Source organism: Hyphomicrobium methylovorum (genome assembly GCF_013626205.1).
Lineage (GTDB): Bacteria > Pseudomonadota > Alphaproteobacteria > Rhizobiales > Hyphomicrobiaceae > Hyphomicrobium_B > Hyphomicrobium_B methylovorum.
The window spans coordinates 3,366,884-3,391,464 of the sequence record NZ_QHJE01000001.1 but is presented as its reverse complement, the minus strand read 5'-3'; the positions used below and the strand labels follow the sequence as shown (position 1 = coordinate 3,391,464).

Annotated in this window: 21 protein-coding genes; 16 read left to right on the top strand and 5 right to left on the bottom strand. The window is 61.1% G+C overall.

Annotated elements, in window-relative coordinates:
• Positions 1-140: 140 nt before the first annotated feature.
• On the bottom strand, positions 141-761 hold the full coding sequence (locus DLM45_RS16135) for a cation efflux transmembrane domain-containing protein (RefSeq protein WP_181338087.1): 621 nt from the start codon (positions 759-761) through the stop codon (positions 141-143).
• A complete protein-coding gene (locus DLM45_RS16130; RefSeq protein WP_181338086.1) occupies positions 758-1,963 on the bottom strand; it encodes a bifunctional 2-C-methyl-D-erythritol 4-phosphate cytidylyltransferase/2-C-methyl-D-erythritol 2,4-cyclodiphosphate synthase in 1,206 nt (401 codons plus the stop codon). Before DLM45_RS16130 ends, DLM45_RS16135 begins: the two co-directional genes overlap by 4 nt.
• 174 nt (positions 1,964-2,137) lie before the next feature.
• Between DLM45_RS16130 and dusB the strand changes: the two genes are divergently transcribed.
• From dusB to DLM45_RS16085, 9 genes are all read left to right on the top strand, one after another.
• Entirely contained in the window at positions 2,138-3,121 is a 984-nt protein-coding gene (gene dusB, locus DLM45_RS16125) for a tRNA dihydrouridine synthase DusB (RefSeq protein ID WP_181338383.1), read from the top strand.
• Positions 3,122-3,144: 23 nt separating this feature from the next.
• On the top strand, positions 3,145-4,272 hold the full coding sequence (locus tag DLM45_RS16120; protein ID WP_246317673.1) for a two-component system sensor histidine kinase NtrB: 1,128 nt from the start codon (positions 3,145-3,147) through the stop codon (positions 4,270-4,272).
• 6 nt (positions 4,273-4,278) lie between these two features.
• Positions 4,279-5,724, top strand: a complete 1,446-nt coding sequence (ntrC, locus tag DLM45_RS16115) for a nitrogen regulation protein NR(I) (RefSeq protein ID WP_181338084.1) — start codon at positions 4,279-4,281, stop codon at positions 5,722-5,724.
• Between the two features lie 239 nt (positions 5,725-5,963).
• Positions 5,964-8,294: a sensor histidine kinase NtrY-like gene (locus DLM45_RS16110; protein ID WP_181338083.1), complete on the top strand. Its 2,331-nt coding sequence runs from the start codon at positions 5,964-5,966 to the stop codon at positions 8,292-8,294.
• A 31-nt stretch (positions 8,295-8,325) separates the two neighbouring features.
• Positions 8,326-9,726: a nitrogen assimilation response regulator NtrX gene (gene ntrX, locus DLM45_RS16105; RefSeq protein ID WP_181338082.1), complete on the top strand. Its 1,401-nt coding sequence runs from the start codon at positions 8,326-8,328 to the stop codon at positions 9,724-9,726.
• Positions 9,727-9,735: 9 nt separating this feature from the next.
• On the top strand, positions 9,736-10,599 hold the full coding sequence (locus DLM45_RS16100) for a D-amino-acid transaminase (protein ID WP_181338081.1): 864 nt from the start codon (positions 9,736-9,738) through the stop codon (positions 10,597-10,599).
• Positions 10,600-10,747: 148 nt separating this feature from the next.
• Positions 10,748-10,999 (top strand): RNA chaperone Hfq, encoded by a 252-nt coding sequence (gene hfq, locus DLM45_RS16095; protein WP_181338080.1) that lies wholly within the window; start codon positions 10,748-10,750, stop codon positions 10,997-10,999.
• A 101-nt stretch (positions 11,000-11,100) separates the two neighbouring features.
• The gene (gene hflX / locus DLM45_RS16090; RefSeq protein ID WP_246317672.1) at positions 11,101-12,396 is read left to right on the top strand and encodes a GTPase HflX; all 1,296 of its coding nucleotides are present in this window, start codon (positions 11,101-11,103) and stop codon (positions 12,394-12,396) included.
• A gap of 23 nt (positions 12,397-12,419) precedes the next feature.
• Positions 12,420-13,652, top strand: coding sequence for an FAD-dependent oxidoreductase (locus DLM45_RS16085; RefSeq protein WP_181338078.1), 1,233 nt, complete (start codon positions 12,420-12,422; stop codon positions 13,650-13,652).
• Between the two features lie 9 nt (positions 13,653-13,661).
• Here the strand turns inward: DLM45_RS16085 and mazG are convergent, their stop codons facing one another.
• Both mazG and DLM45_RS16075 read right to left on the bottom strand, forming a co-directional pair.
• The gene (gene mazG / locus DLM45_RS16080; protein ID WP_181338077.1) at positions 13,662-14,567 is read right to left on the bottom strand and encodes a nucleoside triphosphate pyrophosphohydrolase; all 906 of its coding nucleotides are present in this window, start codon (positions 14,565-14,567) and stop codon (positions 13,662-13,664) included.
• Between the two features lie 88 nt (positions 14,568-14,655).
• Positions 14,656-15,333: a DUF2306 domain-containing protein gene (locus tag DLM45_RS16075; RefSeq protein ID WP_181338076.1), complete on the bottom strand. Its 678-nt coding sequence runs from the start codon at positions 15,331-15,333 to the stop codon at positions 14,656-14,658.
• Between DLM45_RS16075 and DLM45_RS16070 the strand changes: the two genes are divergently transcribed.
• The 4 genes from DLM45_RS16070 (at position 15,332) to DLM45_RS16055 (ending at position 17,574) form a co-directional block, all read left to right on the top strand.
• Complete coding sequence (locus DLM45_RS16070; RefSeq protein WP_181338075.1) at positions 15,332-15,832, top strand: hypothetical protein; 501 nt, start codon at positions 15,332-15,334, stop codon at positions 15,830-15,832. The genes DLM45_RS16075 and DLM45_RS16070 overlap by 2 nt on opposite strands.
• 4 nt (positions 15,833-15,836) lie before the next feature.
• Positions 15,837-16,352, top strand: a complete 516-nt coding sequence (locus tag DLM45_RS16065) for a GNAT family N-acetyltransferase (RefSeq protein ID WP_181338074.1) — start codon at positions 15,837-15,839, stop codon at positions 16,350-16,352.
• A 111-nt stretch (positions 16,353-16,463) separates the two neighbouring features.
• A complete protein-coding gene (locus DLM45_RS16060) occupies positions 16,464-17,189 on the top strand; it encodes a hypothetical protein (RefSeq protein WP_181338073.1) in 726 nt (241 codons plus the stop codon).
• A 19-nt stretch (positions 17,190-17,208) separates the two neighbouring features.
• Complete coding sequence (locus DLM45_RS16055) at positions 17,209-17,574, top strand: hypothetical protein (RefSeq protein WP_181338072.1); 366 nt, start codon at positions 17,209-17,211, stop codon at positions 17,572-17,574.
• A 190-nt stretch (positions 17,575-17,764) separates the two neighbouring features.
• Here DLM45_RS16055 and DLM45_RS16050 read toward each other — a convergent pair whose 3' ends face one another.
• Positions 17,765-19,291: a leucyl aminopeptidase gene (locus DLM45_RS16050; RefSeq protein ID WP_181338071.1), complete on the bottom strand. Its 1,527-nt coding sequence runs from the start codon at positions 19,289-19,291 to the stop codon at positions 17,765-17,767.
• Positions 19,292-19,669: 378 nt separating this feature from the next.
• Between DLM45_RS16050 and lptF the strand changes: the two genes are divergently transcribed.
• From lptF to DLM45_RS16035, 3 genes are read left to right on the top strand one after another with little or no spacing between them, the layout of a single operon-like run.
• Positions 19,670-20,866, top strand: a complete 1,197-nt coding sequence (gene lptF / locus DLM45_RS16045; protein ID WP_181338070.1) for an LPS export ABC transporter permease LptF — start codon at positions 19,670-19,672, stop codon at positions 20,864-20,866.
• A complete protein-coding gene (lptG, locus tag DLM45_RS16040; RefSeq protein ID WP_181338069.1) occupies positions 20,863-21,957 on the top strand; it encodes an LPS export ABC transporter permease LptG in 1,095 nt (364 codons plus the stop codon). Before lptF ends, lptG begins: the two co-directional genes overlap by 4 nt.
• A 9-nt stretch (positions 21,958-21,966) precedes the next feature.
• Complete coding sequence (locus DLM45_RS16035; protein WP_181338068.1) at positions 21,967-24,447, top strand: LPS-assembly protein LptD; 2,481 nt, start codon at positions 21,967-21,969, stop codon at positions 24,445-24,447.
• Positions 24,448-24,581 lie beyond the last annotated feature (134 nt).

The window sequence follows — 24,581 nt, the reverse complement described above, 5'->3', positions numbered from 1 at the left end:
CGGCTCCCGTGAGCGCTATCTTCCGGGTCGTGGCAATACAACCACTTACCCATTGATGCCGCGATTCTCTCAAGCCGGTCAACGACCGTGCGTGACAAACATGCCTTCCGGCGCGTCGAAAAACGATGCGCGGATGCAACTCAGTCCCGCGCCGCCCTGTGCTCTTCGCGGGCCGCCTCGTAGACCTCGTGGGCCGCTCCGGCGTTGAGCGCGGCGATACCCAGGCCCGCGATAATGTCGGGCCAGCGCGAAGCGAGGAGGGCGGTCAAAAGCCCGGCAATAACAATCGCGATGTTGGCAATCACGTCATTGCGTGCCGAGAGGAAAGCCGCCCGCGTCAAGCTGCCGCCCACGGTCCGGAAAGGAGCCAGCATGCGCGCGCAGATGAAGTTTACGGCCATGGCGCCCATGCCCGTCAATGTCAGCGGTACGGGATCGGGTACGGCGCCGGTCGTAAAGTTCTGCCAAGCCGTCCAGAGCGTTGCCAGCGCCGGAAGCAGAATGATGGCGGCGAGCAGCATGCCGAGTTTCGCCCGCCGCGCCGCCGTGAAGCCGAGCCCCGCAAGGATCAGCAGATTGACCGCGCCGTCCTCGAGGAAATCCACGCTGTCGGCAAAGAGCGCAACCGAGCCGATCGCCAGCGCAACCGCGAACTCGATACCGAAGTAGCTAAGGTTGAGCACCGCGACGTTGCGCACAGTGTAGCGCAGCGCGCGGTTGCCTTTGACGTCATCGATTTCGATGTCGTCATCGTCGCTCATCGGCGTTGAACCGGCAGATGCAGGGTTGCGCTCGCCATTGCCGCAATACCTTCGCGTCGCCCAACGAAGCCCATGCCTTCCATCGTCGTCGCCTTGATACCGATCCGGTCAGAGGAAAGGCCGAGCACCTCTCCAATTAACGCCTGTATTTGCGGCCGATGTGGGCCGATGCGTGGTGCTTCCGCCAGAACTGTTATGTCGACATTGCCGATGCGCCCGCCAAGGGCACGAACGCGCCGGGCCGCATCTTTGAGAAAAAGCCGTGACGCAGCGCCTTTCCATTTGGGATCGGAAGGCGGGAAATGCTGGCCGATATCGCCGTCGCCGATTGCGCCGAGGAGCGCATCCGTCAGCGCGTGCAGCACGACGTCGGCATCGGAATGGCCTTCCAGCTTATGCGTATGGGGGATTTTGATGCCGCCAAGCCAGACATGGTCGCCGTCGGTAAAGCAATGCACGTCGAAGCCGGAGCCGGTCCGTGTTTCGAACATGACGGTTGCCGCGCTCGTCAGTTTCTGATCTGCGGCGATGATGTCGGCCGCCGTCGTCAGCTTGATGTTCTCGACGTTGCCATCAACCAGCGTCACTGGAATTCCGGCCCATTCTGCAAGAGCCGCGTCATCGGTGAAGTCATCGCGATCTGCATTAGCGGCACGACGATGCGCTTCCAAAATCGCGTCGAAGCGGAAGGCTTGCGGAGTTTGCGCACACCAAAGTCCGCGCCGGTCGATCGTCTCTGCGATCGTACCGTTACCGCCCGCGCGCTTGAGCGTATCGGCCAAGGGGAGGGCCGCAATCGCTGCCGGTTCCGATTGAAGAACCGCGATAACGCGTGCGATCGTCTCCTGCGAAACGAACGGACGCGCAGCGTCGTGAATGAGCACGGCGTCAGGCTTTAGCGCGCTCAGCGCTTCGAGCCCGAGCCTGACGGAGACTTGCCGCGTCGCGCCCCCCGTGACGGGCGGCCAGACGGTTGCGGCCGAGGGCGGAACGCTTTCGCGATAGAATTCCATGTCATCGGCATGAATGACGACCTGAACATCGCTAATACCCGGCGCCGCCGCGAAGGCGCCAAGCGTATGCCAAAGGACCGGCGCACCTCCGATCACGGCATATTGCTTGGGGGCGGACGCGGCCGAAACGGCACGCGTGCCCCGTCCGGCGGCGACGATCAAAGCGGCGATGCGCAAGGCGAACTCCATATCCTGAATTAAATCCAGCCGAGCGATAGCCCGGATGGGCGCGGCGGGGCAATTCCGCGCGGAAAGAGCCCTTGCGCAATTTGCCCATCTCAGAATAGCTTGCCCAATCTCGCGGCAGTTGTTACTCGTGTCTAATTATTAGGCAAACAAGGAATACCCTTGCCCCCGTTCGAAATGAAATCCGACGCGACAGCCGGACCGACGGTGGCGCTCGCCCCGATGTCCGGCGTGAGTGACCTGCCGTTCCGTCGCCTCGCCCACAGCCTCGGCGCGACATACGTCGTCTCGGAGATGATCGCCAGCGAGGAACTCGTGCGCGCGCGTGCGGACGTCGTCCGCCGCGCGGAGGGGCGCGACCTCACCCCGTTCGTCATCCAGATCGCCGGCCGCGAACCACACTGGATGGCAGAAGGCGCGCGCATCGCCGAAGATAAAGGCGCGCAGACAATCGACATCAACATGGGCTGCCCGGCCAAGGAGGTAACGGGCAAGCTTTCGGGCTCGGCGCTGATGCGCAATCTCGATCACGCGCAGGAATTGATCCGAGCGGTCGTCGGCGCCGTTCGCGTATCGGTGACCCTGAAGATGCGCCTCGGTTGGGATCACGCCACAGCAAACGCAGCCGAACTCGCGCGCCGGGCTGAAGCCGAAGGCGTTCGTCTCATCGCCGTGCATGGGCGCACGCGCTGTCAGTTCTTCACGGGCACGGCCGACTGGAAGGCGGTGCGCTCCGTCGTCGAGGCAACGAGTCTGCCCGTGCTCGTCAACGGCGACATCCTCACGCCGGAAGACGCGAAGGCCGCGCTCGAAGCCTCAGGCGCGCACGGCGTCATGATCGGACGCGGCGCATATGGTGCGCCGTGGCTACCGGGACGCATCGCATCGTACTTGGCGTCTGGCCGCGATCCCGGTGCGCCGATCCTCTCTCAGCAGCGCGATATCGCGCTTTCGCATGTGGACGCCATGCTCGCGCACTACGGTCGCGATCTCGGCCTCAAAAACGCGCGCAAGCACATCGGCTGGTATCTGCTGTCGAGTGGTGCATCCGTTGTCGAGGCCAAGCCGTGGCGCGCGAAACTCTGCACCGAAACCGATCCCGAGCGCGTCTTTGCCGGGTTGAAACAGTTTTACGCGGAGCGGGAGCCGTTAGCCGCATGAGTAACAAAGTGTCGTCAGTGCGTATGCCGTCGTTCGCCGCCAACCTGGTGCCAGGCTTCATCGATGGCGAGAGCCTGCTCAACGCCCTGCCGCACGCGATCCTTGTCATAGGCAGCGATCGCGGAATCGTATTCGCCAATCAGGCGGCGGAACAGTTTTTCTCGATGAGCGCGCCGACGCTTGGCCGCAGCCGGATCGCGGATATCGTTGCATTCGGTTCGCCGCTATTGCCGCTGATCGAACAGGTTGAAACAACGGGCGCGACAGTCAGCGAGTACGCCATCGAGGTCGCATCTCCGCGTATCGGTACGCCGAAACTCGTCGACATCTTCGCTGGTCCGCTACCCGAGGACCCGAGCTTTGTTTTCCTGATGCTGCAGCATCGATCGGTCGCGCAGATGATCGAACGGCAGTTGACGCATCGCGCCGCCGCCCGCTCCGTCTCGGGCATGGCCGACATGCTGGCGCACGAAATCAAAAATCCGTTGTCCGGAATCCGTGGCGCCGCGCAGCTTCTTGAGCCCGGCCTATCCGACGAAGACCGGTCGCTGACACAACTCATCTGCGCTGAGACGGATCGCATTCGCGACCTCGTCGATCGGATGGAAGTGTTCGGCGATGAGCGGCCACTGACGAAGGACGCCGTCAACATTCATGACGTGCTGAGCCACGTGCGCAAGATTGCCCAACACGGTTTCGGCAGCCGCATCGAATTCATCGAGAACTACGACCCTTCGCTGCCGCACGTGCTCGGCAATCGCGATAAGCTCGTGCAGTTGTTCCTCAATCTTCTGAAGAACGCCGCGGAGTCCATCGGTGCGCGCTCGGGCAATGGCCGCATCGTTTTGCAAACGGCTTTCCGTCCGGGCGTCCGCCTCTCGCTTCCGGGCACCGGCACGCGCGTCAGCCTGCCGTTGATGATCCAGATCGAAGACAACGGCGCCGGAATTCCAGATCACCTGAAGCAACACCTGTTCGATCCGTTCGTGACGACGAAACCGTCAGGCAACGGATTGGGCCTCGCCCTTGTGGCGAAGATCGTCGCCGATCATGGCGGCATCATCGAATGCGAAAGCGAAGATAAGCGCACCGCCTTCCGCGTTTTGCTGCCGATGCAGCAGACACGCGGCGAACCTTCAACCAGCGAGTAGTCAATCATGGTCAAAGGAACCGTCCTCATCGCCGACGACGACACAGCGATCCGAACGGTGCTCAATCAAGCGTTAGCCCGCGCAGGATTTTCGCCGCGTGCCACGGGCAACGCGGCAACGCTCTGGCGCTGGGTCAGTCAAGGCGAGGGCGATGTCGTCATCACGGACGTTGTCATGCCTGATGAGAACGCTTTCGATCTCATCCCGCGCATGAAGAAGATGCGTCCCGATCTGCCGATCATCGTCATGAGCGCGCAGAACACCTTGATGACGGCATTAACAGCGACCGAGAAGGGCGCGTTCGAATATCTTCCCAAACCGTTCGACCTGAATGAAGTCGTGGCCGTCGTCACGCGAGCATTGTCGGACCCCGGACGGCCGCGAACGTCCGCTGCAGCCGAACGCGAGACGGACGAGCTTCCGCTGATCGGCCGTTCGGCGCCGATGCAGGATATCTACCGCGTCCTGGCGCGCCTGACGCAGAGCGATCTGACGGTGATGATCAATGGCGAGTCGGGAACCGGCAAAGAACTCGTCGCCCGCGTGCTGCACGATTACGGCAAGCGCCGTCATGGACCGTTCGTTGCGATCAACATGGCAGCGATCCCGCGCGAATTGATCGAAAGCGAGCTCTTCGGCCACGAGAAGGGCGCCTTCACCGGCGCGCAGACACGTACCGCGGGCCGCTTTGAGCAAGCCGAGGGCGGTACGCTCTTTCTCGACGAAATCGGCGACATGCCGCTTGAGGCGCAGACGCGTTTGCTCCGCGTTTTGCAGCAGGGCGAATACACGTCCGTCGGCGGACGCACGCCGCTCAAGACGAACGTTCGCATCGTCGCCGCGACGCACCGCGATCTCAAGGCGCTCATCCAGCAGGGCATATTTCGCGAAGACCTCTACTACCGCCTCAACGTCGTGCCGATCCGCCTGCCGCCCCTGCGCGAGCGCTTGGAAGATATCGGCGATCTCGTGCGCCATTTCCTTCGCCAGGCCGGACGCGACGGGCTCGGTCAGAAATCCATCGAAAGCTCCGCCATCGAGCGACTGAAGGCGCATCCCTGGCCCGGCAATATCCGCGAGCTCGAAAACGTCGTGCGCCGTCTCGTGGCGCTGCATCCGCAAGACACGCTGACGACAGCGATCGTCGATCATGAGTTGACCGAAAGCCAGTCCGGCGCGCCAGCAGGGAGCGGTTCGGACGGCGGAGACCTCGGCGAAGCGGTTGAGCGCTATCTCGCGCGCTACTTCTCTTCGTTCGGAGATAGTCTTCCGCCGCCGGGCCTATATGAGCGCATCATGCGCGAAGTCGAAAAGCCGCTGATGAGCGCCGCGCTCGCCGCAACGCGCGGCAATCAGATCCGTGCCGCGGAGTTGCTCGGCTTAAATCGGAACACCCTGCGCACGCGCATCCGCGACCTTAATATCCGTGTCTTCCGCTCCGCGGACGTCTAGACCCGGACCGATAGCAGCGACGAAAAATCTGTCGGCACTTTGCCCAGAGCATTGAAAAAGCTCATGGAGCAGGCCACAGTAGTCGCGAAAATGTCACAGTTAGGATATTGGGTCTCTCTGAGCAAACGGGGGAGAGCCACAGTGCGTTATGCAACTTGCCTGCGGCGACTGGAAATCCTCCCGCAAAATTCTGAATCAACAAGCGAATTTAATACGTTGAATTGCCGGGACGAGTATTGATGGAAGCGCGCCACAGCGATGCAGCCGTGCCCGGACCGGCACCCGAACGTGCTCCCGCGGTCGCTGCGGCGGCGCGTGAGGAAGCGGCTGCCCACCTCAATCCGTCGGGCCCAGCATTCTGGTTTGGCCTTGGCGTCGTATTGCTGTCGATGCTGTCGGCGCTCGTCAGCTACCTGATCCTGACCGGGCTGACGGCCATCGCGCCGCGCAACGAATACGTCTGGACCGCGCTCGCCGTGAATGTCCTGCTGATCCTGACGATGCTCGGCATCATCGTCTGGCAGGCGGTTGGTTTGAGCCGCGCGTGGAAGAAACGCGTTCCCGGTGCTCGCCTTCATATTCGCATCGTCGCGCTTTTCAGTTTGATCGCCGCGCTGCCGGCTGTGCTTCTCGCCGTCGCCGCAACGACGACGTTTTCGCGTTCGCTCGACGGATGGTTCTCGGGCCGCACGCGCGCAATCGTCGAGAATTCCTACGACGTCGCCAAAGCCTACGTCGATGAGCACAATCAGATCATCCGCACCGACATCGTCAACATGGTGCGAGACATCAACGGCGAGTCCGCGACTCTGAACACCGACGCAGATGCCTTTCAGAAATTCCTCATCGGCCAGGCCGGGCTGCGCGATCTGACGTCCGCTTACATCATCGACGCCGAAGGTGTTCCGACCGTCCTCGCCCTGGACGATCCGAAGTTGCCCTATGTCGTGCCGCCACAAGCAGCGATCCAACAAGCGGAGTCGGGGCAGGTGGCACTGTCGTTGCCGTCGAGCGATTACCGCATGTCGGCCATTGCCAAAATCGACACGATGCCGGGCCGTTATCTCTATGTCGCGCGCGGCGTCAGTCCGAAGGTGATCAGCCACCTCCTGAGCACCGAGCAGAACGTCTACGAGTATTCGCGGCTGCGGCAGGCGAAGGGCGGGCTCAAGGTCGCGCACGGCCTGATCTACTTTATGATTTCGATGACGTCGCTGCTCGCGGCGATCTGGGTCGGCATGTGGTTCGCAGGCCGTTTCGTTGCCCCGATCCGCCGTCTGATCGCGGGCGCGCAGGAGGTATCGAAGGGCAACCTCGAAGTTGCGCTACCCGAACGGCGAGGGGAGGGCGATTTGCGACGGCTCTCCGAAACGTTCAACCTGATGACGCGCGAGCTGAAGAGCCAGCAGGACGCGCTGCATCAAACCAACACGCAGTTGACCGAGCGGCACAACTTCATCGAGGCGGTGCTTTCCGGCGTCTCCGCTGGCGTTATCGGCATGGATAGCTCCGATCGCATCACGTTGCTCAGCCGCTCAGCGGAACGCCTGCTTGGGCTCGAAGGGGAGAGCGTCGTCGGCAAAACGCTCGCGGAAGTCGTGCCTGAATTTGCTGAGATCCTCGCGGCGAATGAAGAGTCCGGTTTCAAGAGCAAAGGTCAAAGCGAAATCCAGAAGCAGATCGGCGACGAGGAACGCACGTTCGCCGTCAAGATCACGCACGAAAAGGCAGACGAGGGTGACGTCGGCTCGGTGTTGACGTTCGACGACGTCTCGGAACTCGTGTTGGCGCAGCGGACGAGCGCCTGGGCTGACATCGCGCGCCGGATTGCACACGAGATCAAAAACCCACTGACGCCGATACAACTTTCGGCCGAACGCCTGCGCCGCAAATTCGGCAAGCAGGTCGTCGAAGATCACGATCTATTCGAGACGCTGACCCAGACGATCGAGCGCCAGACAGGTCAGATCAAGAGCATGGTCGATGAGTTCGCCTCGTTCGCGCGCATGCCGCAGCCCGTCATCACCGATCAGGATTTGCGTCTCGCCGTTCAGGAACCGGCGATCCTTTTCCGCGAAGGCCACAAAGACGTGGACTTCAAAATCACGATTCCCGATACGCCGGTTCGTGCGCGCTTCGATCTGCGCCTCGTATCCCAAGCAGTCACCAACCTGATCAAAAACGCCGCCGAAGCAATTGAATCGTATGGCGAGGCACAGGGCCGTCCGCCCGATTACAAGCCAGCGATAGAAGTCCGCGTCGTTCCGGGAACCGATCGCGTTGCGATCGAAGTGATCGACAACGGCATCGGCCTGCCGAAACAGAACCGCGCCAAGTTGCTCGAACCGTATGTCACGACGCGCGCGAAAGGCACCGGCCTCGGCCTTGCCATCGTGCAGAAGGTCGTTGAGCAGCACAATGGCGCGCTGTCACTTGAAGATGCGCCGCTGACCGAAACGCGAACGCGAGGCGCGCTTGTCCGCCTCACATTGCCGATCGGTACTAAAAATCATCAGACTGTTTCCAACGAAGACGCTCGCGCCCCCTCCCATGTCGCGAGTGGAGCATGATACAACCGCTTAATCCCCCAGGAGCGCCGTGATGTCCGCTGATATTTTGATCGTAGATGACGAAGCCGATATCCGAGATCTGGTCTCGGGTATTCTGCAAGATGAAGGCCACCGCACGCGCCTTGCGCGCGACAGCGATGAAGCGCTGCGCGCGATCGAAGATCGCAAGCCGCATCTTGTCGTGCTCGACATCTGGCTTCAGGGCAGTCGCCTTGACGGGCTGGAAGTGCTTACGATCATGAAGCGCACGTATCCCGATCTGCCCGTCGTCATCATTTCCGGACACGGCAACATCGAAACCGCGGTAACGGCGATTAAACGCGGCGCCTACGATTACATCGAAAAGCCGTTCAAGGCTGATCGCCTCGTGCTCGTCGCGCTACGTGCGCTAGAAGCCTCGCAATTGAAGCGCGAGGTGAAGGAGCTGAAGGAGCGCTCGGTCGTCTCCGCCGAGATGATCGGCAAATCGCCTGCGATCAATCAACTGAAGAACAACATCGACAAGGCAGGGCCGACCAACAGCCGCATCATGCTGCGTGGCTCATCCGGCACGGGCAAAGAACTGGCCGCCCGCGTGCTGCATCAGAAGTCGCTGCGCAGCGACGGTCCGTTCGTCGTGCTGAACGCTGCCGCAATGGTGCCTGAACGTGTCGAGGACGAACTCTTCGGCACTGAAGATCGCACCGGCGGGCCGCGTAAGGTCGGTGCGCTCGAAGAAGCTCACACCGGAACGCTGTACATCGACGAAGTCGCTGACATGCCGATGGAAACGCAAGGCAAGATCCTGCGCGTTCTGGTCGAGCAGAAGTTCCTTCGCCTCGGTGGAGCGCAGAAGGTGTCGGTCGACGTCCGCATCATCTCGTCAACGTCGCGCGATCTCGAACAGGACATTCGCGAAGGGCGTTTCCGCGAAGATCTTTATCACCGCCTGAACGTCGTGACGTTGCGCGTGCCGAGCCTTGCGGAACGGCGCGAAGACATTCCCGACCTTATTCAGTATTTCATCGGGCAGGTGGCGCAGACGTCAGGCCTTGCACCGCGCCGTATCGGCGAAGATGCAATCGCCGTGCTGCAGGCGCATGACTGGCCGGGCAACGTGCGCGAGCTTCGAAACAACGTCGAGCGTCTGTTGATCCTGGCGGGTGGTGACGCCGGCGCGGCGATCACAGCCGATATGCTTCCCGATGAGATCGGCTCCAATGTGCCGCTGCCCGTCAACGGTGGGGCGGAACATCTGATGTCGCTGCCGTTGCGTGAAGCGCGCGAAATTTTCGAACGCGAGTATTTGCTGGCGCAGATCAATCGGTTCGGCGGAAATATTTCGCGGACGGCGGAGTTCGTCGGCATGGAGCGGTCTGCTTTGCATAGAAAGCTGCGGGCGCTCGGCGTTTCGTCCGAGCAGCGCTCCGGCGATTTGCGTTCCGCATCATAGGGCAGCAGCGTGACCCGCATCGTCTATGTCAACGGCGCATACAAACGTTACGCCGAAGCGGCTATTCATGCCGAGGATCGCGGCTTCCAGTTTGCCGACGCCATCTATGAGGTGATCGAGGTCCGTGACGGCAAATTGGTTGATGCAACTCAACACCTGTCGCGGCTCAACAACTCACTGGCCGAACTCGCAATTCCGCGCCCGATGTCGGACGCAGCTCTGCGGATCATCATCGCGCGGGTGATCCGGTTGAACGCCGTCCGCAACGGTGTCGTCTATATGCAGGTAACGCGCGGTGCCGGACCGCGCGATTTTGCGCTTCCGCCCGCTGATACCCCGCCGACCCTTGTCGTTCTGGCCCGCCAGCTCCGCGCGGGCATGGCAGACGAACGCGCGCTCGAAGGCATCGCGGTCAAGACGATGCCGGACCCGCGCTGGGCTCGGTGCGATATTAAAACTGTCATGTTGCTGCCCGCGGTGCTGGCCAAGGAGGAGGCTCGCAAGGAGGGCGCGCGCGAAGTCTGGTTCCTCGACCCCAAAGGCGCAATCACCGAAGGCGGTTCGAGCAACGCGTGGATCGTGACGGACAAGGGTGTGCTGGTGACGCGTCAGCTCGACCCGAGTATCTTGCCGGGAGTCACGCGTTTGACTGTTCTTGATGTGGCAAAAGCGCTGGGGCTGAACGTGGAAGAACGCCCGTTCAATCGCAGCGAAGCGCTTGCTGCCCAGGAAGCTTTTTTAACATCGGCGACCCAAACTGTGATGCCGATCGTCAAGATTGATGAAAAATTAGTGGCAGACGGCCGACCGGGCGCTATAGCCAAGCGGCTACGAAGAGAGTTCTACCGATTTGCCGCATTTTCAGGCGTTTGAGCATATACCTATGCCGCATTGTGCGGAGCAATAACGTCTATAATGTACAATGACTTCACAGCCTCCCCCGGGCTCGAACACACTGGCCGGATACATTTGACGACGCCGGTGTTTAGAGACGACGGACTAAGAAGAACGGACAAAAACAATGGCCGCCGAAAAAACCCAAAATCTTCAAGACACGTTTCTCAACTACGTCCGCAAAAACAAAACGCCCCTGACAATATTCCTCATCAATGGCGTGAAGCTCCAAGGCATCGTTAGCTGGTTCGATAATTTCTGCGTGCTGCTCCGGCGCGACGGGCATTCGCAGCTTGTCTACAAGCATGCGATCTCGACCATCATGCCGGGTGGTCCTGTGAACCTCAACGATCAGGACAATGAAAGCGGTCCCGGTTGACGTCGCGCTCCGAAGAGGGGGACGACAAGGGATTTCCGGATAAGCGCCGTCGCGGTCGCGTCAGCGAAGAGACGCGGCGGCCGCGAACACGCGCTCTTGTCCTGGTGCCGATTTTGAAGCGCGCCGCGCGCGGCAGCAAGATCGCGGGCGCGGAAACGCACACCCCGGAAAATAAGCTTGCCGAGGCTGTAGGCCTCGCGAACGCGATCGATCTCGACGTCATCGATGCGTCGACCGTTCCGATGAACGAGCCGCGCCCGTCGACGTTGCTCGGATCGGGCAAGGTCGAAGAGATTGCGCAACGCGTTGTTGAACTCGAGATCGGGCTCATCATCATCGATCACACTGTGACGCCGGTCCAGCAGCGCAATCTCGAGAAGGCGTGGAACGCCAAAGTTCTCGACCGGACAGGGCTCATCCTCGAAATCTTCGGTTCACGCGCGCGAACGCGCGAAGGCGTGCTGCAGGTCGAGCTTGCGCATCTCTCATATCAGAAGGGGCGTCTCGTTCGCGCCTGGACACACTTGGAACGTCAGCGCGGCGGCGGCGGCTTCCTCGGCGGCCCTGGCGAAGCACAGATCGAACTTGACCGCCGCATGCTGCAAGACCGCATCGACTCGATCAAAAGCGATCTCGCCGACGTTATCAAAACGCGCGATCTGCATCGCAAGGGACGGCGCAAAGTGCCGTACCCGATCGTGGCCGTCGTCGGTTACACGAACGCTGGCAAGTCGACGCTCTTCAACAAGATCACGGGCGCCGGTGTCGTCGCGCTCGACCAGGTCTTCGCGACGCTCGATCCAACGATGCGTGAAGTGAAGTTGCCGAGCGGGCGACGCATCATCCTGTCGGATACGGTCGGCTTCATTTCCGATCTGCCGACGATGCTCGTCGCGGCTTTCCGCGCCACGCTCGAAGAGGTGATCGAAGCCGATCTCATTTTGCATGTCCGTGACATCTCGCACGCCGAGTCCGAAGCGCAGGCGCGTGACGTTGAGAAGGTCCTGACCGAACTCGGCATCGATACGCTGCCGGTCGATGGCCACATCCTCGAAGTCTGGAACAAGATCGATCTACTGACGCACGATCGCCGCGAGGAGCTGCAACACGAAAGTCGCCGCGACGCGCGACCGCCGGTTCTCGTTTCGGCGGCAACCGGCGAGGGGATCGCGCCGCTGCTCGATACGATCGACGCCGCGCTCAGCACGTCCGACGTGATGTTAGACGTCGTGGTGCCGGGCAGCGAAGGCCAACTTCTCAACTGGCTGCACGAGACCAGCGAAGTCATCGCGCGCGAAGGCCGCAAGGACGGCGCGATTGAACTGCGGTTACGCATTCCGAGCGAAAAGAAAGACCGCGTGATCGGCCGATTGCGAAAAGCCGGTTTGAAAGTCTGAGCAGCGCCGCTACAACAGTAAGCATGGAACAACGCCAGACGTGCTGCATAGCCGGAGGCGGTCCGGCCGGAATGATGCTCGGCGTGCTGTTGGCACGCGCGGGCGTCGATGTGCTTGTTCTCGAGAAGCACAAGGATTTTTTGCGCGACTTCCGTGGCGATACAATCCACCCATCAACGCTTCAGATGATGGATGAGCTTGGCTGGCTCGACGAGTTTCTCCGTCTCCCGCATCAGAAGGTGACGAAGCTAACCGGCCAGTTTGGCGACACGCCGCTGACGATCGCAGACCTCTCGCATCTTCCGGTGAAAGCGAAATACATCGCGCTGATGCCGCAATGGGATTTTCTCGATTTTCTCGCGCGCAAGGGCCGCGCGTATCCGAGCTTCCATCTGATGATGAATGCCGAAGCGTTGGGGCTCATCTCGGAAGATGGACACGTAACCGGCGTCGAAGCGCGAACGCCCGAAGGGCCGTTGACGGTGCGAGCGGATCTCGTCGTCGCCGCGGATGGACGCTCGTCAGTGCTGCGCAAAGCGGCGGGTTTTATTAGTGAAGACTATGGCGCGCCAATGGATGTCATGTGGTTTCGCCTGCCGCGCCGTGAGACCGATACGGAAGACACGCAAGCGCGCTTCGAAGCAGGGCACCTGTTCATCATGCTCCAGCGTGGCGACTATTGGCAGTGCGCGTATGTCATTCCGAAAGGTGGCGATGCCGAGGTGCGCAAAAAGGGGCTCGACGCCTTCAGGCGATCAGTCGGTGCGCTGCTGCCGTTCGACGCCGCGCGCGCAAACGACATTCCCGATTGGGATCACGTCAAGCTGCTCACCGTTACGGTCGATCGGCTGAAAGAGTGGGCACGGCCAGGGTTTCTCTGTATCGGCGATGCGGCGCACGCCATGAGCCCGGTTGGTGGAGTCGGCATCAATCTCGCCGTGCAGGACGCCGTCGCGGCTGCCAATGTCCTCTGGCAACCGCTGAAGGAGAAGCGGTTGAGCTTCGACGATCTGAAAAAAGTTCAAGCGCGACGCGATTTTCCAACGCGCGCCACCCAGCGCCTGCAACTAACGATGCAGAATTCAATCATCGCCCCGACGCTCGCCGCGACAGGAAAAATCAAGCCGCCACTGCTGCTGAGACTTCTCACCAGCTTGCCGCTGATATCACGCATTCCAGCGCGATTGCTCGCTTTGGGGTTCCGTCCAGAGCACATATCGCAAGCCATTCGCGACGGCGGGCGGACGGTCACTTAAAGCGGTCGTTCAGCGCGACTTCGCCAGCTTGTCGATCGCTTTTGCTTCGTCCCAGAACGCATCCATTTCCGCGAGCGTCGATTGCTCCGGCGTCCGGCCGCTTTCCGCCAGCCGCGCCTCGATATGTGCGAAGCGGCGCACGAATTTCTGGTTGGCGGACCGAAGAGCCGCCTCGGGATCAATTTCAAGATGCCGCGCGATGTTCGCCATCACGAACAGCATATCTCCGAACTCTTCTTTGATTGCGTCAGGCGACTCGCGTTCCGCGAGCCGGCCGCCTGACGCAGCGCCTACCGACTCCCCTACGGGGTGCCGGCCGGAAGGCGCAGACAAAACCATCTCTTCTTCAAGCTCTGCGATCTCTTCTTTCAGCTTGTCGAACACCGGCCCGATGCTGGGCCAATCGAACCCGGTCTTTGCGGCTTTGTCCTGCAACTTGATCGCGCGTGCGAACGCTGGAAGCGTCACGGGAATGTCGCCCAAGAGACCGGTCGCCCGCTCCTTTGCCGGATCGTGTCCGCGCGCAGCGGCCCGCTCGGCGCGCTCCTCGGCCTTGATTGCGCTCCAGGTCCGTTTGATGGACGCTTGATCGCGCGCCGCATTCTCGAAGACGTGCGGATGCCGACGGATCATCTTCCGGGTGATCGCTTCGACCACGTCCCCGAATTGAAACGCGCCTTCTTCTTCCGCGAGCCGCGCGTGATAGACGACCTGCAGCAGGAGATCGCCCAGCTCGTCTTTGAGGTCATCGCGGTCGTCGCGTTCGATGGCGTCGGCAACCTCGTAGGCTTCCTCGATGGTGTAAGGCGCGATGGTCGCGAACGTCTGATCGAGATCCCATGGGCAACCTGTGCCGGGCGTTCTCAGCGCCGCCATGATCTCGATGAGACGACCAATATCCCGGGAAGGTTTCATTCCGCCTGCCATGTCCAATCCTTCAATCGGGCGGGAGACTAGAGGAAGGGAAGCGGCACGGCGAGGGGAGGGCCGTCGCAGCGCCAGGCTAGGAGGCAAACGCGCGTGCGAAGAGCCGCGGCTTTGCCGTAACGATGGCAAGAGGCAGCAGCCAGCCGAGCCACGCGGCAAGCGCGTAGACCGGTTCGAAGGGCCACTGGAAGGCGATGGCCGTGCCCGTCATCAGGCGAAACCAGACCGCGCCGGTCGTTACTGCAACCATTGCGATCATCAGGCGCGCATGGCGGGGAACGTCACCAGCCCGGATCGCGACGACGGCGGCGATCATCAGGTAAAGCCAGACGAGCCCCTGGACAAAAAAACCGGCCCGCGCCAACGGTGTCGAATGGCTCAGCACCGCTACGGGCAAAGCTGTCAGCCCACCAATCAACACAAATATGCCCAACGCCCGGCCAAGCGGTCTGTGAATCTCCGGGCGGCGGCGGAGCAGGATGACGGCCGGCGCCAGCAGCAGAGCCAGAGCCGACGAGAGCATATGCAGCGGAAACAGGATCGGCGTGCGGCGCGCCAGTTCGAACATCTCATAGGGCAGCGGGATCAACCCGGTGCCTGACCCGATCGCGACGACCCCAACCGGAACAACGAGGACAGCGATGATAACAAGGCTTGCGAACCGAACGAGAGAGACGGCCGGGCGAGCGCGCGTTCTGGCGGCGGCAAAGCTCCGGTATCGGTCGGCAGGGATCGTCGCGGCGCTGTCACTCATGGCAGGGGTGATGATCGCGGCTAGTTTTGTCGGCTCTGCGGCAGCGCAGGACGATGTGAAAGAAAAGGTGACGACGGCTGCGGTGGTCCCTTCGCTCGCGGGCCGCTGGACGGGACACTACTACAGCTACGATCATCGCGGCGATCCGGCATGCGATGAAAAAGGCTGCGCGCTGACGTATGATATCGTCGCCTGCAAGGATGGTTGGTGCGGTATCGCGGTAACGAACGAGAAGACGTGCGGCGCGGTGGGGTTCCGCTTGGCGGCCGCCGACAACAGGCCCGCTAACGTCTTCCGAGGCAAATTCGAAGTGGCGAAAGGCTCTCAGGCCTATACTGTCGAAGCGTCCACGCACAGCGCAGACGATCCCGCACAGCGGCTCGATTTCGTCGGCGACACTGGGCCCGAGCTTCGTCTGTTCCGGCGCTCCTATCCGTTCCATGCCAATTTCGTTCGCGCCGGAGATGCGATCTGCACCCTCGAGAAGGCGACCAGCTAGAGGCATGAGCATCGTTATCCGCAGCGAAATCCCGGCCGACGCGCCGGAAATAAGCAGGCTCATAACCCAAGCATTTTTAGGTAATCCCCATAGCGAGGGCACCGAGGCAGCAATCGTAGACGCGTTGCGCAGTGCTGGAGCCCTGGTGTTGCCGCTCGTGGCGCTCAGGGACGGCGAAATCGTTGGATATTCCACGTTCTCGCCTGTCCGTTTGAGCACGGGAGAGAGCGGCTGGTTCGGATTGGGGCCGGTAGCAGTTGCGCCAGACGCTCAGCGGCAAGGGATCGGCACAAGGCTGATCGAAGACGACCTCCTACAACTCATCGCGGCGGATGCTGCGGGTTGCGTTGTCGTCGGTGAGCCGAATTTCTACCGCCGCTTTGGCTTCGCGCCCGTCGCGCATTTGCGGGTCAACGGCATTCCGCCGGAATACATTCTCGCGCGGGCGTTCGCTGGGCCGGAACCAGATGCGGTGCTCATCTACCATCCGGCGTTCGGGCTGCCAGATCCAAACGCATAGACCCAAACGCATAGAGAATGACGCTACCGGAGAAGCCTTGAGGCGCCGTCAACGAATTGATGTTACGATCGCGTGCGAGGGAGCGGAAACGCACGAACGGGGCGCGGGCGGGTGCACATCCTTTTCAACGGCCTGATGATGGTTCTGGAGCTGGCGGCGATCGCTGGCATCGCCTGGATCGGCTTCACCGAACCGCTGCTGTTCGCAGGTGGAACCGCGCTCATCGCACTCGCCGTCGGCGCTTCGCTGGAGGTCGCGCGCCTCAACTACGAATTTCCGTTCTACTTCGACCGCCTGCCGGGCCGCTCCCGTTATCTCATCATCGCCGTCGGCGCTCTGGAAGCGATCACGAAGGCGGTGCTCGCCGGTGTGGTCGGCCTGCTGACATTCCTCGGCACCGATCAGGATCGCCTTATGTGGGTCGCGGTGATCTTCGCCGTCACGCTTTTCCTCGGCGTCCAGGCTGTGCGCTTCCTGATCGAGCGTTTGAAAGCCAAGCCGCTGCGCTGGGGATACTTCCGCCTCGCAGCGCCGCTCGGGCTCCTGTTCTCCGCCGGGCTGACGTTCCTGCCAGCGCCCGGCATCACGGAGCTTGCCAAGCGCGCCACGTTCGATCTCCCAGCGCGCCCGACAATGGAGCAGGGCAGCGAGTTCCTGTTCCTCCTGAAACAGAGCTTTGATGAAATCGTGGTACGCATGCTGTCGTGGATATTCGATCCGTCACTCGCCCAGGCGATCGGCGCGGTCGTCTCCGTCAACATGCTGACCGGGTTCGTGCTGGCGCTCTATGCGGTTCTGATCGCTGAAGGGATACGGCGGCTCGAAACGAGAGCGTAACCAACAAGGGACTGCGCACATGGCGCTCGTCACCGCCCATAGAACGCTGATGCTGCCGGAAGCGCTCGTTATCGAGAGCTTGCTCGAAGCCCATGGCATTGCCGTCGCGACAGCCAGCAAAGACATCGTCTTCCAGTGCCCGCAACTCACAACATTGTTCGGCGGCATAGAGATCCGCGTCGCGGAATCCGATCTCGCCGCCGCACGTGCTCTGATTGCCGACGTGGTGGAGGAGGTGCCAGGCTACGAGACGCTGGAGAGCCGCGCTTTCAGACGGCGGCCCATCCGCAACGCGCTGCTCACGTTCGCGATGCTGCTGATCGGTGCGCCGTTTCCGTTCTGGTATCGCAACGAAGGACTGCGAGGGTTGGGCTCCGGAGAATGACGGCGCGCATCGCTGCCGAGCGTCCAAAATTTCTCATCAGCAACTCGATCTGCCGAACGCTTATTAAGGCCATCCGAGCGCGAATATCAAATTCGCATAATATATATTATGGAAACAAAACGATGGAGTTAATTATATAACAGGATATTAACGGTCAGACAGCGCGAGCTGTCTGGCCGTTATGCGATCCTTACTTCTCGTGATGCTGCGCCACGAAATCGTTCAGCAGCCGGACACCCCAGCCAGCGCCCCAGCTTTGATTGATGTCGTTGCGCGCGCCGTCCATCGCCGTGCCAGCGAGATCGATGTGGCTCCACGGAACGTCCTTCTGCACGAAGCGCTGCAGGAACGCTGCCGCCGTCGCCGAGCCGCCCCAGCGCCCGCCGGTGTTCTTCATGTCGGCGTTCTTGGAATCCATCGCCTTGTCGAATGCCTTGTCGAGCGGCATGCGCCAGAGCTTCTCGCCTGTGCTGCGTGCCGACGCCAGTAGATCGTCCGCAAGTTTGTCGTCGCTCGCGAACAGCCCCGCATACTCCTTGCCGAGCGCGATCATGATGGCGCCGGTCAGCGTCGCAAGATCGATGACGAGTTTCGGCTTGAACTGCTCCTGCGCGTACCAGAGCACGTCCGCAAGCACGAGGCGGCCTTCCGCGTCCGTGTTGATGACTTCGATCGTCTGGCCCGACATTGACGTGACGATGTCGCCCGGACGCACCGCATTGCCCGACGGCATGTTCTCGACGCAGCCGACGAGCCCGACGGCGTTGACGTTCGCCTTGCGCTCAGCGAGGGCATACATCGTGCCGATGACGGCTGCCGCGCCACCCATGTCGCCCTTCATGTCTTCCATGCCGGCCGCTGGCTTGATCGAAATACCGCCGGTGTCGAATACGACACCCTTGCCGACGAAGCAGATGGGCTTTTGTTTCTTCGCGCCCTTCGCGCCGTTCCACACCATAACTGCGAGACGCGACGGCCGCGCACTGCCTTGGCCGACGCACAAAAGCGAGCCCATGCCCAGCTTTTCCATATCCTTCACGTCGAGAATTTTGACGTCTACGCCGAGCTTTTCGAGCGCCGTGGTCTTCTCTGCGAGTTCGACGGGACCGAGAATATTGGCCGGCTCATTGACGAGATCGCGCGCGAAGTTGACTCCGTTCGCGACGGCTTTCAGCGGATGGAATGCGGTCTTCGCCTTGTCGGGATGCGCCACATGGATGATCAGCTTCTTCAAGCCGTCCTTGCCCGATCCGCCGCTCTCGCTCGTCTTCTTTGTGTGATACTTTTTGAACGTGTAGTGACGCAGCAGGGCGCCCTGTCCGATCAGCGCGGCGATGCGCTCAGCCGGGAAGTCTTCACCAGCATCCGCATCGACAACGATGCTCGCGCTCGATGTCTTGCGCCCTTCGATCGCGGCTAGGATTGCACCACCAAGTTCGACATAGGGCTGTGCCCCAGCCTCGCTGTTGTCCTTGCCAAGCCCTGCCACGATCAGGCGCTTCACGGAGAGTTTCGCTGGCGCCAGAATTTCGATCGTCGCCTTCAACTTGCCCTTGTAGTCCGCCGCGTCCGCCGCCTTGGTGATCGCGCCGCCGGATTTGGAATCGAGATCCTTCGCCTGTGGTCCGAACGCTGGCCCATCGGCCGCCAGAATGACGGTTACTGCCTCCGGGTCTGCGTTGAGAGGCGCAAAGCTAACGTCAAGACGATCGGCCATTTCAGATAAGCTCCATTGAGGACGGTTCGAACCAGGATGGTTTTTCGAGAAGTCGCGAACGCCGATCCGCGGTTCGGTCCGGCGCCTGCCTCGGAAAGAGGCCGCGGTGAGGACACGTCAGGAAGGTTGAGACACGTTAGATTAGTCGTTCGCGCGGGTCTGGCAAGACGGGCATTCCAGTCTACGAGCGCCAGAACACGAAAGAGGGTCAACTCTCTGTGTTCAAATGCCGATTCTGCTCCACGACACCATCGGCCACATAGCCTGGAGCCGAAATTCCGCCACTGTGGTATGGGACCTCCGAGGTAGAGGGGTTAGGCGAGCGGCCGGCGGAAGCGCCAGCGCCGGCATGGCCGGCTGGGGGGATACGGCGGACGCATGCGAATTTTTTCGCGCTATGTGTTTCGACAGGTCACGGGATCGTTTTTGCTGATCCTTGTGTCGCTGACCGGCATTGTCTGGATTGCGCTGGCACTGCGCCAGTTCAACGTCGTGACGAGCCAGGGTCAGGACACCTGGACTCTGATCAAGATGACGTCCCTCGCCGTTCCCAATCTGATGGCGATCATCGCCCCCTTCTCGTTCCTCATCGCCGCCATCCATACGCTCAACCGCCTCAATACCGACAGCGAGCTCATCGTGCTCTCGGCCGCGGGCTCGAAAGTCTGGACGGCCGCGCGTCCGCTGCTGTTGTTGGCGGTCATCGTCAGCGTCTTCCTCGCGCTTGTCGGACATTTTGCGCAGCCGTGGAGCATGCGCACGCTGCGTGACTACATGGTGCAGGTGCGCAGTGATTTGCTCACGCAAGTCATCCAGCCCGGCCGGTTTTCGAGCCCCGAACAAAACCTGATGTTCCACATCCGCGACCGTGACGTCGAAGGCCGCCTTCTCGGCCTCGTGATGCACGACACGCGCGACAAGGCGCAGACGCAAAGCTACCTCGCCGAGCACGGGACGATCGTGAAGCAGGACGGCACGGCCTACCTCGTCATGACGGAAGGCCACATCATCCGCCGCACGGACGCCAACGAGCCGCCCCAGATCGTCGCGTTTGACAAATATGTCGTCGACCTCGACCGGTTCGAACCGCAGGACGGCGGCGCGGGTGAATTGAAGCCGCGTGAGCGGTACTACGATGAACTCGTCAATCCTGCACCCGACAGCAAAATCTACGCCCAGTCGCCCGGCCAATTCCGAGCCGAGTTGCATGAGCGCCTGAGCAATCCGTTTTATCCGATCGCCTTCGCGTTTCTGATCATAGCGTTCGTCGGCCAGGCGCAATCGACGCGATCGAGCCGCATGGAAAGCCTTGTGATCACATTCGTCGTGGCCGCAGCCTGTCGTCTCATCGGTCTCGCGGTGAACAACGCAATGGCGCGCAACCCGAGCATGGTCATCGTCGCCTATGCGCTGCCGATCGGCGCCATCGTTCTATCGATGATCATTCTCAGAAGGCAGGAGGTCCAGCGATCCGGCCCCGGCCTGCGCGATTACATTAGCGACGCAACCGACTTCATAGGCGCGGGGCTTCGCTCGCTCTTTCGCCGTCGCAGAGCACAAGGAACGCCGTCATGATCGGCGTCAGCACCCTCTCCCGCTATATCGCCAAGCTGTTCCTGGTTTCGATCACCTCGACGCTCGCCGTTTGCGCCCTTCTGATCTTCATGATCGACTTTGTCGAACTCCTTAGAATGTCAGGAAAATTCGGGAATGTTCCGGGGCTGACGCTGCTGCGCATCGCCCTCCTCCGCCTGCCCGCATACATCGAATTCCTGATCGGCTTCGCGGTCCTCGTCGGCAGCATCAGCACGTTGATCTACCTCAATCGCAAAAGCGAGCTGGCCGTCATGCGCGCCGGCGGCATGTCCGTGTGGCAATTCCTGAAGCCCGGCCTCTTCGTGGGGCTCTGTGTCGGGATTTTCTCCATGGCGGTCTTCAACCCGCTCGCCTCGCGCGGCCGCGCCACCTCGGAGAAAATCTTCGCCAAAGCGTTCGGCAACGAAACCAATCTCCTGCGCGCACAGGGCGGTGGCTCATGGATTCGCCAGAACGGCGCCGATGGAGAATCGATTCTGGGAGCCGCAGCCGCGTCTAATCGGGGCCTGACCCTCACGGGCGTGCTGCTTTTCGCTTATGATCGCGAGGGGCATTTCACCGAACGCGTCGATGCAGGCCGCGCCGAGCTGAAAGACGGCTACTGGGACATGGAAGATGCGTGGGTCGCGCGCCTCGGTCAGCAGCCCGAAAAATACTCATCCTACTACGTCTCGACCTACCTTACGCCAGATCGCGTTCAGGAGGCCTTGGGCACCGTTTTTTCTATTTCTTTTTGGGACTTGCCGAGCCTAATCGAAGACTCTGAAAAAGCTAAACTTTCCACCGAAAGGCTGCGCGTTCAGTTTCAGTCCCTCCTGGTTCGTCCGCTCCTGTGCCTGGCGATGGTCCTTTTGGCGGCAACTGTGTCATTGCGGTCATTCCGGTCAGGCGGCATCCAGACTATGGTTACGACCGGGATGGTAGGTGGGGTTGGGTTCTTCTTGCTTTCGGAAATTGCAAGACAAATTGGTATCGCCGGACTCACGCCTGCGTGGGTCTCTGCGTGGGTGCCTGTTATCTTGGCCCTGGCCATTTCAACCACGGTGCTCCTGCATCAGGAGGACGGCTGAGTGAGGCGTATGGCGCGGACACCGCAGGGTTGCGGAACGTCACGCGACGGTCCCAGTAGCTTCAAGGCACTGGTAACCGGTCGTGCGCTTTCGTGCGTCCTGTTTACGGCTCTTCTGGCAACAACGGCCCTCCATCCCACGGAAGCCCTCAGCCAGAAAAAACAGCCGTCGTCCTTCGGCAGCAATCAGAGCATTTTCGGCAAGGTCGACACCAAGATAGATCACACGCAGCCCATGCGTTTGCAGGGCGATCAACTGATCTACGACAAGTCCGGAAACCGCGTGATCGCGCGCGGAAACGTCGAAATCTACTACAACGACAACATGTTGACGGCGAACGAGGTCATCTATGACCAGAGCGCCGGCACGCTGACGGCAATCGGCAACGTCACGCTCAAGGAGCCGCAAGGCAACATCGTCCACGCCGACCGCTACACACTGACGGACGATTTCCGGGACGGCTTCGTGCAGTCGCTCTCAGTCGTCTCGAAGGATGAATCGCGCATCACGGCAGACCGCGCGACGCGCCGCGGCGGCAACGTCAACGAATTCGAAAACGGCCGCTTCACGCCGTGCAAAAGCGACGGGAACACGCCGCCGCTCTGGTGCATCAGCGCCGCCCGGATCGTGCATGACGCAGACGCGGCGACGATCACCTACCAGGACGCGTATTTCGAGATCTACGGCCAGCCCGTGTTTTATATGCCGTGGTTCCAGACGCCTGACCCCTCGGTCAAGCGCAAGTCTGGCTTCCTGACGCCTGACTACGGACACTCCACGTCGCTCGGTTACATCACCGGCATCCCCTATTATTGGGCGATCGCGCCGAACTACGACGCGACGATCACGCCGACCTACATGAGCAATCAAGGCCTCTTCATGCAGGCCGAATGGCGTCATCGCCTTGCCAACGGATATTACAACGTCAAGCTCGCGGGCATCGATCAGGATGCAGCCGATCTTGATGGAACGCCTTCGACGAATGCAAAATACGACGGCTTGCGCGGCAGCGTCGAAACGCATGGCGCGTTCCGGCTATCGAGCTGGTGGAAGTTCGGCTGGGACGCGATCGTCGAAAGCGACGACCAGTTCCGTCGCTTCTATAAGCTCGACAGCCTTCTGGTCACCGACCGCGTCAACCAGATCTACCTGACGGGCCAATCGGACCGGAACTACTTCAGCGCCAAGCTCTACCAGTTCGGCGGCTTGTTGACCGAAGACACGCCACGAACGGAAAGCTATGCCCATCCGCTCATTGACTATAACTACGTCTTCGCCGATCCCGTGCTCGGCGGCGAATTGCGCTGGAACACGAACGCGCTGAGCTTCACGCGCGAAGACGGCACGACGGTATTCTCAAGCCCGGACACGACGCGGAACCAGAACATCAACCGTATCGTCACTGAGCTGAAATGGCGTCGCCGCCTGACCGACGCCATCGGCATCAGCTACACGCCGTTCGCCAACGTTCGCGGCGATGTCTACCAGTTCGACGACTATAACGACCCGACGTCGATAACGCTGAACCCGGACGGCTCCGTGAATCCGGCGACTGCCCGCCTCGTCGGCAGTGATACTCTTACGCGCGGCGTCGTCGATGGTGGCGCCACGGTCTCCTATCCGTTGATCGCCCATAGCGGCAACGCCAGCCACATTGTCGAGCCGATCGGTCAGGTTGTCGTGCACCAGGAAAGCCTGCCGCAGCGCCGCTTCCCGAACGAAGACGCACAGAGCCTCGTCTTCGACGACACCAACCTGTTCGCAACTACAAAGTTCTCCGGCTACGACCGTATCGAAACGGGCACACGCGCCAACGTTGGCGTGCAGTACACGTTCCAGGCGAATGATGGCGGCTATGCTCGCTTCCTCGCGGGGCAAAGCTATCACCTAAGCGGCGACAACATTTATTTGAATCCCGGCCGCGACGACGACGGCAACTACATCTACACGCCCTACAGCGGCCTTGAGACGGATCGCTCCGATTACGTGCTCGGTGCCTACATCGCGCCCGTCGACTCGTTCCGCATCATCTCGCAAAGCCGCTTCGACCAATCGTCGATGGACCTTCGCCGCCAGGATACAGCAGCGGTGTTCGACTACGGCCCGCTGTCGGCGCAGGCCGGCTACAGCTACGACTCCAACGCTTTCCTCTATGATCCGTTGAATCCAAGCCAGGGTATTCGGACGGGCATCCCGCAGCAGGAAATCCTGGGCGGCGTCACCCTTCGCCTGACGGATCGCTGGAGCGTTGGCGGCATCGTCCGTTACGACATCGACGCCGATGAGATCCTTTACGATGCCGTTAACGTCAAATACTCTGACGAATGCTTCGTGCTGACCGCCTCGTACATTGAATCCAACTACAAGGATAATACTATCGAGGCCGATCGTACCTTCATGCTGCGCTTCGAGTTCAAGCACCTTGGTGACTTCGCGGCGAAGACCGACACGCTCGGCTTTAACCTTGGCGGCGACGAGCGCACGCAGTAGCAAGCGTCTATCGCGCCAGCCAAATCCGGCCGAGCCGCGCAAATATCTATGCCGGAAGCCTCACCCTGACAGCTTCCGGATTTTAGCCACTCTTGATGTGGATAAGGCCATATAGGTTGCTTCGGCTGCTATAA